Raw genomic sequence first — 15,181 nt, 5'->3', positions numbered from 1 at the left:
GCTTTAAATTGTTTTATGAACAGTATAATTTCAGTAAAATGAATTTGGTGCCGGCAAAGTACAATATATATTTGTTATCGAGATGTGAAATTACATTAAATAAACGAATATGAATAGAGAGAAAGTTCAAATTTTTGACACCACTTTGCGCGATGGTGAGCAGGTTCCAGGATGTAAGTTAGATACGAAACAAAAATTAGTTATCGCAGAACGACTTGATAAAATGGGAGTTGACATTATCGAAGCAGGTTTTCCTGTGTCAAGTCCCGGCGATTTTTTATCGGTCTCTGAGATTTGTAAAATTGTAGAAAATGCAACCGTCTGCGGACTAACAAGAGCCGTAAAAAATGACATTGATGTTGCTGCAGCTGCCCTCAAGCACGCTAAAAAACCTAGAATCCACACCGGAATCGGAACATCTGAATCTCATATACTCCATAAACTAAATACCACAAGAGAAGATATTATTGCAAGAGCAAAATTTGCTGTAGCTCATGCAAAATCCTATGTAGAAGATGTTGAATTTTATGCAGAAGATGCCGGAAGAACTGATAATGCTTTCCTTGCAAAAGTTTGCGAAGAAGTCATTAAATCCGGAGCAACTGTACTAAACATACCGGATACAACAGGATACTGTCTTCCCGAAGAATACGGAGCAAAAATTAAATACCTAAAAGAAAACGTAAAAGGCATCGAAAATGTGATCCTTTCCTGCCACTGTCATAACGATTTAGGAATGGCTACTGCAAATTCAATCGCAGGAGCTATAAACGGAGCAAGACAAATAGAATGTACCATTAATGGTATTGGAGAAAGAGCTGGAAACACAGCACTTGAAGAAGTAGTAATGATTTTCAAACAACATCCTTATTTAAATCTAGACACCAATATCAACACAAGAGAACTGAACGAGATGAGCCGTTTGGTTTCTGAAAGCATGGGAATGATCGTACAGCCAAATAAAGCCATTGTTGGAGCAAATGCTTTTGCACACAGTTCAGGAATTCATCAGGATGGTGTAATCAAAAACAGAGCAACATACGAAATCATGGACCCGTTGGATGTAGGTGTAAATGAGTCCTCTATTATATTAACAGCAAGAAGTGGAAGAGCTGCACTCGCTTATCGTGCTAAAAAAGTAGGCTACGAGCTTACTAAAGTACAGTTGGATTTGGTATATATTGAATTTTTGAAATTCGCTGATATTAAAAAAGAAGTAATAGATGCCGATATCCATCAAATTATCGAAGCTTCTAAAATTCAAGGAGAATTGATCCGAAACTAGTTGAAAAGAGAATAAAGAGGAAAGAGAATAGAATAAAGAAAATAGAATAAAGAGAATAGAATAAAGAGAATAGAATAAAGAAAAAAAGGATTTAAATACATAAAGAACGAGACGTTATGAATTTGAAAATAGCAGTTTTACCAGGAGACGGAATTGGACCAGAGGTAATTTTACAAGCCAAGAAAGCTTTATATGCTATTGGTGAGGTATACAATCATGAATTTGTTTTTGAAGAGGCGCTCATGGGAGCAATTGCCATTGACAAAACAGGGAATCCGTTACCGGAGCAGACTTTAAATCTTTGTTTAAACACAGATGCTGTATTGTTTGGAGCCATTGGAGATCCTAAATATGATAATAATCCATCGGCAAAGGTTCGTCCGGAGCAGGGATTGTTGAAACTGCGTAAAGAACTGGGATTGTTTGCCAACATTCGACCAATAAAGCCTTATAAATCACTCATCGATGCTTCTCCATTAAAAAGAGAAATTATCGACGGTGCTGATTTTACTATTTTTAGAGAATTAACAGGAGGAGCTTATTTTGGAGCAAAAACACTAAATGAAGAAGGAACACACGCTTCAGACTTATGTGAGTATTCAGAAGAAGAAATCAGTCGAATTGCACATCTAGCCTTTAAATCTGCACAAAACCGACGCAAGAAACTAACAATGGTAGACAAAGCCAACGTTTTGGAAACTTCCAGATTATGGAGAAAAGTGGTTCAAAAAGTAGGTCAAAGTTATCCAGATGTAGCTTTAGACTTTTTGTTTGTGGATAATGCAGCCATGCAATTGATACTAAATCCAAAACAGTTTGACGTGATTTTGACCGAAAATCTGTTTGGAGATATTCTTTCAGACGAAGCGAGTGTCATAACAGGATCTATCGGCTTATTGGCCTCTGCATCTTTAGGAGAGAAAAACGCCCTTTTTGAGCCTATTCACGGATCCTATCCTCAGGCGAAAGGAAAAAATATTGCCAATCCGATTGCGTCAATTTTATCTGCAGCAATGTTACTGGAACATTTTGGCTTGTTTAAAGAAGCCAGTATGATTTATAAAGCTGTCGAAAAAGCGATCGAATTCAAAGTAGTTACTGTTGATTTAAAACCAGATTCAAAATTCGGTACAAACGAAGTAGGGGAGTTTGTTTCTAATTTCATCTTCAGCAAAGACGATTTGCTATATTTTAATAATGATAACGTTCATATCGGACAATCAACAATTGTATAAGGTTTTCTGTTAAAAATTAGAATAAATAACAAGAAGTATGTAAAATGTTGAGATTTTGTTTTTTTAGTCATTTAAGTTTTCATACTTTTGTCACACTAAAAAAAAGAAAGTGCAAAACTCAATTATTATTATTTCTGTCATTACTGTAAATGTGATTATCACATCTGCACGGGGAATGGTATAAATATAATTGAAAAACTATATTACAAACCTTCCAAATACTGGAAGGTTTTTTTTTGAACAAAAATTAAAACAAATAACACAATAATGGAATTAAATAAGTACAGCAAAACCATCACTCAAGATCAAACACAACCTGCAGCGCAAGCCATGTTGTATGGTATTGGTTTAACTGAAGAAGATTTGAAAAAAGCACAGGTCGGTATTGTGAGCATGGGTTACGATGGTAATACCTGCAACATGCACCTGAATGATTTAGCAAAAGATGTTAAAAAAGGTGTTTGGGACGCAAATCTGGTCGGACTTATTTTTAATACCATTGGTGTAAGTGACGGAATATCGAACGGAACTGAAGGAATGCGTTATTCGTTAGTTTCCCGTGATGTAATTGCCGATTCTATCGAAACAGTTGCGGGAGCACAGTGGTACGATAGTATCATCGCAATTCCGGGTTGTGATAAAAATATGCCTGGAGCGTTAATAGCAATGGGAAGACTAAATCGTCCGTCTCTTATGGTCTACGGAGGATCTATTCACTCCGGAAAATGGAAAGGTGAATCTCTTAATATTGTTTCAGCTTTTGAAGCTTTAGGAAAAAAAGTGAAAAACGAAATTACTCCGGAAGATTTTAAAGGAGTTATTCAAAATGCCTGCCCGGGCGCTGGTGCCTGTGGAGGAATGTATACGGCCAATACAATGTCTTCGGCAATTGAAGCCTTGGGAATGAGTTTACCATACAGCTCTTCAAATCCTGCATTAAGTCAGGAAAAAAGAGACGAATGTCTTGCTGCAGGAGCCGCCATTAAAGTTTTATTGGAAAAAGATATTAAGCCAAGAGACATTATGACTCGTAAGGCTTTTGAAAATGCCATTACAATTGTAGCAGTTTTAGGAGGTTCAACAAATGCTGTAATGCATTTAATAGCTATGGCACATGCAGTAGATGTTGAAATTACGCTTGACGACTTTCAGGCAATTAATGACAGAACTCCGGTACTAGCAGATATGAAACCAAGCGGTAAATATATGATGGAAGATATTCACGAAGCAGGAGGTATTCCTTCGGTTATGAAATATTTACTAAAAGTTGGACTTATTCATGGAGATTGTTTAACCGTAACCGGAAAAACAGTTGCCGAAAACTTAGCTTCAACTCCGGATTTACAAGATGGACAACAAGTAATACATGAAATACAAAAAGCTTTAAAACCAACCGGAAACATTCAGGTGTTGTATGGAAATCTCGCCTCTGAAGGTGCTGTTGCAAAAATCAGCGGAAAAGAAGGAGAGTACTTTGAAGGCCCTGCAGTTGTTTTTGAAGGTGAGTTTGAAGTAATTCCTGGTCTTGAAGCCGGAAAAATTAAACCCGGTAATGTAGTCGTCATTAGGTATTGTGGACCAAAAGGTGGTCCGGGGATGCCTGAGATGCTAAAACCAACATCGGCCATTATTGGAGCCGGATTAGGAAGCAGCTGTGCTCTTATTACAGACGGTAGGTTCTCTGGAGGTTCACATGGCTTTGTGGTAGGACACATTACACCAGAGGCTTATGATGGTGGTGGTATTGCACTGGTAAAAGATGGTGATTTAATTGCTATTGATGCTGTAAAGAATACGATCAGCCTGAAAATATCTGACGAAGAATTTGCGGCTCGTAAAGAGAATTGGATTCAGCCTCCTTTAAAAGTAAACAAAGGAGTTTTGCTTAAATACGCCAGATCGGTCTCAAGCGCTTCAACAGGTTGCGTTACCGATAAATAATTTTACAATAACAATTTCAAAAAACAATGACAATATCAATAAAATAACAAAGTTCAATTGCAATAAAAAGTAGAAAAATAAAGAATCAGTTTTAAATTGATTTTAACATTGCCATTAAATTTTGAAATTGATTATTGACATTGAAAAAACAATATACTATGAAAATATCAGGGGCTGAAGCCGTTATAAGATGTTTGTTAGAAGAAGGTGTGGACTTGCTTTACGGTTATCCGGGAGGAGCAATTATGCCAGTTTACGATGAATTATATAAATTTCAGGATCAACTGCACCATGTTTTGGTACGCCACGAACAAGGTGCTACACATGCCGCTCAGGGATACGCCAGAGCGACGGGAAAAGTAGGGGTAGCTATTGCAACCTCAGGACCGGGAGCAACAAACCTGGTTACGGGAATTGCCGATGCTCAAATCGATTCAACACCAATGGTTTGTATTACAGGTCAGGTTGGAAAACATTTGTTAGGATCTGATGCTTTTCAGGAAACCGATATTATCGGGATTTCGACTCCGGTAACAAAGTGGAACTATCAGGTTACCGAAGCTGCGGAGATACCTGAAATCATCGCAAAAGCATTCTACATTGCACGCTCCGGACGTCCGGGACCTGTATTAATTGATATCACTAAAAACGCGCAGTTTGACAAATTTGATTTTAGCTATGAAAAATGTACTGGAATCAGAAGTTATACACCCGTTCCAAAACTAAAATTAGACAAAGTGGCAGAGGCCGCTGCTTTAATCAATAGCGCTAAAAAACCTTTTATCGTGTTTGGTCAGGGAATAATTCTGGGTCAGGCTGAAGCCGAATTTAAAGCTTTAGTTGAAAAATCTGGAATTCCGGCTGCCTGGACTATTTTAGGTCTTTCGGCCCTTCCAACAGATCATCCTTTAAATGTGGGAATGTTAGGAATGCATGGAAACTACGGACCAAATTTACTAACAAACGAATGTGACGTTTTAATCGCTCTCGGAATGCGTTTTGACGACCGTGTAACCGGAAACCTAAATACTTATGCTAAACAGGCAAAAGTAGTTCACTTTGAAATTGACCCTGCCGAAATTGACAAAAACGTAAAAACAGAAGTAGCCGTTCTTGGAGATGTGAAAGAAGCGTTAGTTGCTTTATTGCCGTTAATAGAGTCAAAATCACACGATTTATGGCATAACGAATTTAAAGAACTACAGAAAATTGAATATGATTCTGTTATTAAAGAAGAATTAAATCCAACCAATAATAAAGGAATTTCAATGGGTGAAACTATTGAAATGATTAACAAACACTCGAAAGGGGATGCCATTATCGTTTCTGATGTTGGACAGCACCAAATGTTTGCCTGTCGTTATGCCAAATTTAATTCGACCAAAAGCAACATCACTTCGGGAGGATTAGGAACCATGGGATTTGCTTTGCCTGCAGCCATCGGCGCTAAAATGGGAAAACCAGATCGAGAGGTAGTGGCTATTATTGGTGATGGAGGTTTTCAAATGAACATTCAGGAACTGGGAACGATTTTTCAGACTAAGGTGCCCGTAAAAATTGTCATCTTAAACAATGAATTTTTAGGGATGGTACGTCAGTGGCAGGAATTGTTTTTTGACAACAGATACGCATCAACAAAAATGATCAATCCAAATTTTGTTGCTATTGCTGAAGGGTATTATATCAAATCTAAAAAAGTAACACAAAGAGAGGATTTAGATGCTGCCGTCGCAGAAATGCTGGCTTCAAAAGATTCTTATTTCTTAGAAGTTATGGTAGAAAAAGAAAACAACGTATTCCCAATGATTCCAACGGGAGCATGTGTTTCTGAAATTAGATTAAGCTAAAGAAAAAGTTTCAGGTTTCAAGTTTCAGGTTTCAGGTTCAACAAATTGAAACATGAAACTTAAAACAAAATAAACTAAAAAAACAAATGGAAAACAGAACATTTACCATATCGGTATACTCAGAAAATAATGTGGGGTTATTAAACAGAATATCCGGAATATTCTTAAAGCGTCACATCAACATATTAAGTCTAAACGTTTCTGAATCAGAAATTGACAGTGTTTCCAGATTCATTATTGTGGTCGAAACAACAGAAAAATGGGTCAAAAATATCGTAGGACAAATTGAAAAACAAATCGAAGTTATAAAGGCATTCTATCACACCGATGAAGAAACCATTTATTTAGAAAACGCTTTGTTTAAAATTGCTTCAAGTTTGTTATTTGATGAAAAGCAAATTCAAAACATTATCAAGGACAGTCAGTCTACAATTGTAACGGTATCTCGTGACTTCTTTGTGATTTCGAAATCCGGAAGACGTTCTGAAATTGAAGAATTATATTCAAAATTCAAACCTTACGGCATCATGCAGTTTGTACGTTCCGGCAGAATATCGGTATCAAAAGAAAAAATGGAAATTTCAACGCTATTAGAAACATTCAAATAGTAGCGTTCCATCTATTAATCAATTATTAAATTACAACATTCATTAAATATTATAAAAAAAAATGGCAAATTATTTCAACACATTACCACTTAGATTACAATTAGAGCAATTAGGAGTTTGCGAATTTATGGAGCAATCAGAATTTGCAGATGGAATTTCGGCACTAGCAGGAAAAAAAGTTGTCATTGTAGGCTGTGGAGCACAAGGTTTGAATCAGGGTTTAAACATGAGAGATTCCGGTTTAGACATTTCATACGCGTTACGTGCAGATGCAATTTCTGAAAAAAGAGCATCTTATAAAAATGCTACGGAAAACGGATTTAAAGTAGGTACTTATGAAGAATTAATTCCAACTGCTGACTTAGTTTGTAATTTAACACCAGACAAACAACACACTGCTGTAGTTACTGCCATTATGCCTTTAATGAAAAACGGATCAACTTTATCGTATTCTCACGGATTCAATATTGTGGAAGAAGGAATGCAGATTCGTAAAGACATCACTGTAATTATGTGCGCTCCAAAATGCCCGGGCTCTGAAGTTCGTGAAGAATATAAAAGAGGATTTGGTGTACCAACACTTATCGCTGTTCACCCGGAGAATGATCCAAACGGTTTTGGTTTAGATCAGGCAAAAGCTTATGCTGTAGCCACAGGAGGTCACAAAGCAGGAGTATTAAAATCGTCATTTGTTGCTGAAGTAAAATCAGATCTAATGGGAGAGCAAACCATCCTTTGTGGATTATTGCAAACCGGTTCTATTTTATGTTTTGATAAAATGGTGGAGAAAGGAATCGATAAAGCATATGCTTCAAAATTAATTCAATACGGATGGGAAACCATCACAGAAGCTTTGAAACATGGTGGTATTACCAATATGATGGACCGTCTTTCAAATCCTGCAAAAATCGAAGCTTACGAAATTGCTGAAGAATTAAAAGACATCATGAGACCATTATTCCAAAAACATCAAGATGATATTATTTCAGGAGAATTCTCCAGAACCATGATGATTGACTGGGCTAATGATGATGTAAACTTATTGAAATGGAGAGCTGCAACAGGCGAAACAAACTTTGAAAAGACAGCTCCGCAAGAAGCTCCAATTTCAGAACAAGAATATTTTGATAATGGAGTCCTAATGATTGCCATGGTAAAAGCAGGTGTTGAACTAGCTTTCGAGACAATGACAGAAGCAGGAATTATCGAAGAGTCAGCTTATTACGAATCATTACACGAATTGCCTTTAATCGCAAACACTATTGCAAGAAAAAAATTATTCGAAATGAACCGTGTTATCTCAGACACAGCTGAATATGGTTGTTATTTATTTGACCATGCCTGCAAACCGTTATTGACTGAGTTCATGAAAACTGTAGAAACAAACGTAATCGGAAAACCATTCTCTACCTCAAACGGAGTAGATAATGCTATATTAATTGCTGTAAACAAAGAAGTTCGTCAACATCCTATCGAAGAAGTAGGAGCATGGTTGAGAGAATCAATGACTGCAATGAAAAAAATTGGATAATAAATTGGGAATTACCACATATTTGATTGTGGAATTTGCACTGTATCTCTGTTCTATGTAATATTTTGAATTAGTAAGCACTTATTAAGAAAAATGGATATAGATGCATATTGCATTCACTTAACTTCCGTAAGTAAGTATGTTAGTTAAGTGAAGCTAATCCCTAATGAAGGGGAGTATATTTGACACTAAATATACTTGTTGAAAGTTTCATTTTAATTAATAAAGCTGCTACTATTTTCAAAATATGACAGAACATTGTCACACCAGAAGTACAAAATTAATTGTTATTGAAATTGTTAAAATTGAAAAGGCATGGTATTCATTTATCGTGCCTTTTTCGCAAATATGCTTTTTTTCTTCAAAAAGCTATTTTTTAAATTATACCTATTAAAAAGCAATATTTTTTTTAATATGTGTTTTTTTTTACTATTATTTATGAATTAAATAATTTTAAGAATACACTGATATTTAATACATTTATAAAAAAATTCCAAAAACGTATGAGTTATTATAAAATTGAAAATTTAGAACAATATTTTAAACATTACAATAAGTCTATAAGGGAACCTAGGAAATTTTGGGGGAAAATAGCTGAGGAAAATTTTACCTGGTACCAACAATGGGAAAAAGTAGTTGACTTTAATATGGGGGATGCAGAAGTAAAGTGGTTTACGGAGGCAAAAGTTAACATTACCAAAAATTGCATTGACAGGCATTTAAGCAAAAGAGGAGAAAAAACGGCTATCATTTTTGAACCGAACGATCCATCTGAAAACGCCTTACACATAACGTATAATGAATTATACGAAAGAGTTTCAAAAATGGCGAACGTTTTGCGTGAGCAGGGTGTTCGTAAAGGAGACAGAGTTTGTATTTACTTACCAATGATTCCTGAACTGGCTGTGGCAGTATTAGCCTGCGCCAGAATTGGAGCCATTCACTCGGTTGTTTTTGCTGGATTTTCAGCTTCTGCTGTATCTGCCAGAATAAATGATTGCGAATGTAAAATGGTTATTACATCTGATGGAGGATACAGAGGTAATAAAAACATTGACCTTAAAGGAATCGTTGACGAGGCATTAGAGACCTGTCCGTCAGTTACTAAAGTTTTGGTCGTAAAAAGAACCAATACTCAAATCAAAATGAAAGAAGGTCGTGACGAATGGTTACAACCTTTATTAGATAGCGCTATGGACAATAGTGTAGCCGAAATAATGGACGCTGAGGATCCGTTATTTATTCTTTACACTTCAGGTTCGACAGGTAAACCAAAAGGAATGGTACATACCACAGCCGGATATATGGTTTACACCGCCTATACTTTTAAAAATGTTTTCAATCACGAAGAAAATGATATTTTCTGGTGTACTGCGGATATTGGATGGATTACAGGACACTCTTATATTTTATACGGACCGTTATTAAACGGAGGAACCACTGTAATTTTTGAAGGAGTTCCATCTTATCCTGATTTCAGCCGTTTTTGGGACATTATCGAAAAACATAAAATCACACAATTCTATACAGCACCAACTGCAATTCGTTCGCTTGCAAAAGAAAGTTTAGATTATATCCAAAAATATCCTCTAAAATCACTTAAAGTAATCGGATCCGTTGGAGAACCAATCAACGAAGAAGCATGGCACTGGTTCAATGATCACGTTGGGGACAAAAGATGTCCGGTGGTCGATACCTGGTGGCAAACGGAAACTGGTGGAATTATGATTTCGCCAATTGCATTTGTAACACCAACAAAACCAACCTACGCGACTTTGCCATTACCTGGAATCCAGCCAGTATTAATGGATGAAAAACGCAATGAAATAGAAGGAAATCAGGTTGTTGGTAGTTTATGTATTAAATTTCCATGGCCTGGGATCGCCAGAACTATTTGGGGAGATCACCAACGTTACAAAGACACTTATTTCTCTGCTTTCCCCGGAAAATATTTTACAGGAGATGGTGCTTTAAGAGACGAAGTTGGATACTACAGAATCACTGGTAGAGTAGACGATGTTGTGATTGTATCCGGTCATAATTTAGGAACAGCTCCAATTGAAGATGCAATCAACGAGCATCCTGCAGTAGCTGAATCTGCGATTGTTGGATTCCCTCACGATATTAAAGGAAATGCATTATATGGTTTTGTAATTCTGAAAGAGACAGGAGAAGTTAGAGACAGGTCGAATCTTAGTAAAGAGATCAATCAGTATATTTCTGATCACATCGGACCAATTGCAAAACTGGATAAAATTCAGTTTGTTTCTGGTTTACCAAAAACACGTTCCGGAAAAATTATGCGTAGAATTTTGCGTAAGATAGCCGAAGGCGATCTTTCAAATTTTGGAGATACGTCAACACTGCTAAACCCTGAAATTGTAGAAGAAATTACAAAAGGAAAGATCTAGTATCTTCACAAAAAAAGCTGTCCATTCGACAGCTTTTTTTATATCAATTATTTCTTTACTTCCTTAATCCTTTAAGAAGCGCATAAATTGCCATTGCGTGTCCGTGACCTAAATCAAAATCTGTTTTTAGCCAGCTCACAATTTCGGTTGCTTTTACTTCAGGTTTTAATTCTCCACTGACTGAAAATCCTTTTTCATCTGAAAGTTTTTTAAAATCATCAGGACCTTTTCCTGTCTTTGTTTTAATATTGGTTAAATAAGCTTGAAATGACATAATTTTGTAATTTTAATGGTTATCGTTTATTTTTCTACAATCGTTTTTATGTTCGTTAGGCTTTCTTCTATATCAGCTCCAATTATTTTATCCATATCAAAGAAAATAAGCATAAAATTCTTAGGCCAGTTCATTCCGCTATTATAAATCCAGATTAGCTTTGTTTGATTTCCGGTTAAACTTTTTGTTTCCATATGCCCATTTGCCGTAAATACATAAGGCGCCAGAAAACGAAGTTCAAAATCGATTCTGTCATTCTCTGCTTTTTTTATTTCCCATTCTCCTTTACCAGTCTTATGGTGTTTGCTTTCAAAAGTCAGAACAGAACCCGCAGTTCCGTCAGTACCTGTTATCTCGATTTTTGTAGCCGGATCCAGCAATAGCCATTTACTGTACAATTTTTGATTTCGATTCAATTTTATAAAATCAAAAACTTCCGCTTTGGGTTTATCGATGATTATTTCTCTTCTTATAGTATATTTATTTTTAGTAAACATCGCTACTACCAGAGCTATTGAAACTATAGCTACCAATACCGTTATTATTTTTACGAATATCATTTTCATTTTTGTTAAATTGGTTAATTAAAAAGGTCTTTGTATTTATTGCTAATTTTTATTTGCCGCGAAGTAAACATCCCGGGGATTCACCAATCACTTGAAATATAATCTGACTGTTCAGACATTTTCTACAGAACGTCTTTACTTTAAGACAATTACCGTTGAAAGCCAGATAAGAATTTACAGTGGTCATTTTGTTCTACTTTTTCTGTTAATTTTTAATTAAACTAACAAGACAAAGATGCGATTACTTACAAAAGACAATACTGTACGTAAATGACAACAATAGGGGCATTTACGTCATTTCTTTTTGCCGCCACAAAAAACAAACAAAATCAAAGGCTTACAAAACTAAAAATCTTTAAAATAACAAATCCGACAATCCCAAAGCCTCGGGATTGTCGGATTTACAATACTTATTAATTATCCTTTATGTCTGATAGACCAGATATGTTTAGCCAAAAAAAAAGAAATACTTTTCAGTGATTTCCTTTTTTCTTTTTGTTATGGTTTTGATTCATTGCCCAATACTTATAAAACAAAATTTAAATCCGTTTTACTCCAACAATTATTTATGGTGAATCAAACTTCCTATTTAATTCCCAATCTCGATTTTAGTTTCAGAAACAATAGGGCAATTTTATACGCATCTTCTGCAGAAGAATTTCTGTCGCTTTTTGGAATTTTATAAATCTCGCTTAAATCATCCAGAGAAAATTGCTTGTCGTTAATATCCATTAATTTTCGGTACATCATATCAACATCCAAAGCTTCGTTTTTTAATCTTCCACAATCCAGACGTTCTAATGCTGCATTTAGCATTTCAATATCAAAATTAATATGATGCCCAACCAGAATCGAATTTCCTATAAAATTAATCAAAGCCTCCATCGCATCAGGTTCCGGCATCTTCATCATTTTGCTCTCAATGATAAATTCATTCGAGAGTCCGTTATCCTGCAAAAATTTATATTGCAGTAAAACAGCCTCAAAATTGTCTTTGATCACAATGCTGTCATCAATAACCGAAAAAGCCCCCAAAGACAGAATAACATCTTTATTAGGATTTAATCCGGAAGTCTCTGTAGACAACACCACAAACCTGTTGGGTTTAACTTCAAATTTCGTCAAGTACTCCTTCCAAAAGTCCGGATACTCTTTGTTGATATTTTTAATCCAGTCTAGCATACTTTATGAGAATTGTGTAAGTTGAAATTTACTCTTAATTAATTCCTCAAGGTCTTTCATTGGGGTTAAGGCATTTTTTAACTTTTCTTTGTCTGTCTTAGACAATTCCCTTAAATTAATATATTGTCCGGAATCATCATTCTTCAAACCTTCAACAGTTCTAAACTTTGACAAGGTCAAAAAGGCCTCAGCGCAGCTTAAATAAATTTCGGCATTTTTAGAATCTGTAATAGCCAATTGTTTGAATCTCAAATAAGTATTTTTAATCCCCTTTATATTAGCATTTAAAATCAGCAAACGAGCTGAATCAATCAAAGGCATTAATGCACGGGTTTTAATATCAAATTTTGTTTTATGTGGTCCTTCTTCTTCAACAATAAATTTTTTGAAAAAACTTAAAGGAGAATTACGTTTTAAAGCGTCATTCCCTAAAAAGTCAAAAAACAAAGTATTGTTTACCGCATTTTTAAAGATCACATTTTCGATAACTTCTTCAATTTTTGGTTCCCCAAAAACAATCTCATAATCAAAGAAAATACTGCTCAGATCGTTACTATTTTCACCTGGAGTATTCATCCAGCTGTTGTACTGTTTTGTCCAATCAGTCAATGACTTACACCAAAGCATATTGCTCCCCATATGTCCGTTTGGACAAAGTTCGTAACCTACTTTTTCAAGGATCGAAGTCGTTCTTTTAGCCAGCCTTAAAAAGTAATCTTTAACCTCTCTGTATTTATCAGGAGCTACATCTTCAAAAATCAGAATACTGTCCTGATCGGTAAGCAAAAGCTGTTCTTTTCGCCCCTGACTACCAATACTTAACCATGCAAAACGAGCAGGAGGGGAGCCCAAATCTAAAATAGAAAGCTCTACCGCACGCTTAATAATGGCCAGATTAATTTCACTGGCAATATTACTGACATGTGAAATTGGAATATTCTTCTGAATCGAATTCTGAATCAAATCTGACAAACGATCTCGTATTTGTTTTAGATCTTTCGGTAACTGCGAACGCTTCACTTCTTTAATTAAAACACCAGGGTTACTGGCTTGTGCTACAATTAAATCATGTTCAGAAATAATTCCTTTTACCGCAGATTTACTAGTACCATCTTTGGTAACACATAAATGAGTAACATTATGTTTTAACATCAACAATTGTGCTTCAGCCAACGACACATTTTCAATAACGGTAACTACCGGCGAAGACATAATCTTATCGATCGTTTCTGTAATAGGATAGCGGCCTGTAGCAATTTTTGACGATAAATCGGCATTGGTTACAATACCAATCGGATTATTCTTTTCACAAATCACAATATTATCTACCATTGATTCAGTCATCAAAATGGCAACATCTTTTATAATATGATTAGATTCTGTTGTTAAAGGCGAATTGTTATAAGCTAAGGATTGAATATACTGCATTTCTGATTGCTGATCTACATAAAAAGCAGTATCAGAAATCAATTTTCCATTAGAATGTACATTATCCTTTGCATGTCTTGAATTTATAGCAAAATTCTCAAGTAAAAAATTCAAAACATCTGAATTATTCGCAACAAATGGTCTAAAAACAGCAATTGGAATAGCATAAATAATACTTTCCTCACGTGCTTTAGCTGTCATCATATAATTATTCTTGGCAAAAAACGGGCGTAAACCAAAAATATCACCTTCATGACATTTGTTTATAATAGTTTCCTCAGCATCAGCAATTGTAGTCAGATTTACAATACCTGAAGCCACAACATAAAAGCTATCGTGAAGCAGGTCATTGTTTTGAAACAATACTGCATGTTTTTCTAAATTGATAACACGAATGTTCGTTGCAATATCAGATAATTCCTGAAAAGTTAAATTATCAAATGGCGGGTATTCTTTTAAAAAATCTGCAATATGCTCAGCAATTGTATTCATATGTTTGATAATTTTTTTAAAGTATCGAATGTAAAAATAATAAAATAATATGGTACAATGAAAGCATCTTAGTCAGAATATAATTATTTTAAAGAAATGTTAAATATTGTCGTTTTAAAGGCTTTAAAATGATTTATTACGATTCAAAAACACAATTTTGATTTGTTTTTGATAGTTGATTTAGAATGCAAAGAGTACATAATATTACAAACAACTCATTTTAAAGCGTTTCATGGAATTATTCAGAAATTCTTTAACTGAGAATCTATCAGCTTAGAGCAGTAACCTGAATTTTCTATTTTACATAATATAAATTATAGGTCAAAACAGGATAGTGGTGCTTGTAGCGTAAGGTTTCGAAAAATAAGGCTTTCTATATTT

Annotated in this window: 11 protein-coding genes; 7 read left to right on the top strand and 4 right to left on the bottom strand. The window is 35.1% G+C overall.

Going from position 1 to position 15,181, the window contains the following annotated elements; genetic code table 11:
- Positions 1–109 precede the first annotated feature (109 nt).
- From FLA105534_RS19350 to acs, 7 genes are all read left to right on the top strand, one after another.
- Positions 110–1,285 carry a 2-isopropylmalate synthase gene (locus FLA105534_RS19350; protein ID WP_173967729.1) on the top strand — a complete coding sequence of 392 codons (1,176 nt, stop codon included), beginning with the start codon at positions 110–112 and terminating at the stop codon, positions 1,283–1,285.
- Positions 1,286–1,401: 116 nt separating this feature from the next.
- The gene (gene leuB, locus FLA105534_RS19345; protein WP_173967728.1) at positions 1,402–2,520 is read left to right on the top strand and encodes a 3-isopropylmalate dehydrogenase; all 1,119 of its coding nucleotides are present in this window, start codon (positions 1,402–1,404) and stop codon (positions 2,518–2,520) included.
- A gap of 267 nt (positions 2,521–2,787) precedes the next feature.
- The gene (gene ilvD, locus FLA105534_RS19340; protein WP_173967727.1) at positions 2,788–4,461 is read left to right on the top strand and encodes a dihydroxy-acid dehydratase; all 1,674 of its coding nucleotides are present in this window, start codon (positions 2,788–2,790) and stop codon (positions 4,459–4,461) included.
- Between the two features lie 158 nt (positions 4,462–4,619).
- Complete coding sequence (gene ilvB, locus FLA105534_RS19335) at positions 4,620–6,308, top strand: biosynthetic-type acetolactate synthase large subunit (RefSeq protein WP_173967726.1); 1,689 nt, start codon at positions 4,620–4,622, stop codon at positions 6,306–6,308.
- Between the two features lie 86 nt (positions 6,309–6,394).
- Positions 6,395–6,916 (top strand): acetolactate synthase small subunit, encoded by a 522-nt coding sequence (gene ilvN, locus FLA105534_RS19330; RefSeq protein WP_173967725.1) that lies wholly within the window; start codon positions 6,395–6,397, stop codon positions 6,914–6,916.
- Between the two features lie 61 nt (positions 6,917–6,977).
- Entirely contained in the window at positions 6,978–8,447 is a 1,470-nt protein-coding gene (gene ilvC / locus FLA105534_RS19325) for a ketol-acid reductoisomerase (RefSeq protein ID WP_173967724.1), read from the top strand.
- A gap of 503 nt (positions 8,448–8,950) precedes the next feature.
- Positions 8,951–10,858 (top strand): acetate--CoA ligase, encoded by a 1,908-nt coding sequence (gene acs, locus FLA105534_RS19320; protein WP_173967723.1) that lies wholly within the window; start codon positions 8,951–8,953, stop codon positions 10,856–10,858.
- Positions 10,859–10,913: 55 nt separating this feature from the next.
- On the opposite strand, the gene FLA105534_RS19315 is transcribed toward acs, so the two are convergent.
- From FLA105534_RS19315 to FLA105534_RS19300, 4 genes are all read right to left on the bottom strand, one after another.
- Positions 10,914–11,132 (bottom strand): DUF4287 domain-containing protein, encoded by a 219-nt coding sequence (locus FLA105534_RS19315; RefSeq protein WP_070908068.1) that lies wholly within the window; start codon positions 11,130–11,132, stop codon positions 10,914–10,916.
- Between the two features lie 26 nt (positions 11,133–11,158).
- Positions 11,159–11,698 (bottom strand): SRPBCC family protein, encoded by a 540-nt coding sequence (locus FLA105534_RS19310; protein WP_173967722.1) that lies wholly within the window; start codon positions 11,696–11,698, stop codon positions 11,159–11,161.
- Between the two features lie 585 nt (positions 11,699–12,283).
- Complete coding sequence (locus FLA105534_RS19305) at positions 12,284–12,880, bottom strand: 3'-5' exonuclease (RefSeq protein ID WP_173967721.1); 597 nt, start codon at positions 12,878–12,880, stop codon at positions 12,284–12,286.
- A 3-nt stretch (positions 12,881–12,883) separates the two neighbouring features.
- Positions 12,884–14,800, bottom strand: coding sequence for a DUF294 nucleotidyltransferase-like domain-containing protein (locus FLA105534_RS19300; protein WP_173967720.1), 1,917 nt, complete (start codon positions 14,798–14,800; stop codon positions 12,884–12,886).
- Positions 14,801–15,181 lie beyond the last annotated feature (381 nt).

Source organism: Flavobacterium collinsii (genome assembly GCF_902804485.1).
GTDB classification, from domain to species: domain Bacteria; phylum Bacteroidota; class Bacteroidia; order Flavobacteriales; family Flavobacteriaceae; genus Flavobacterium; species Flavobacterium collinsii.
Note: the sequence above shows the minus strand (reverse complement) of the source record. Positions and strands in the feature narration are given on the sequence as shown.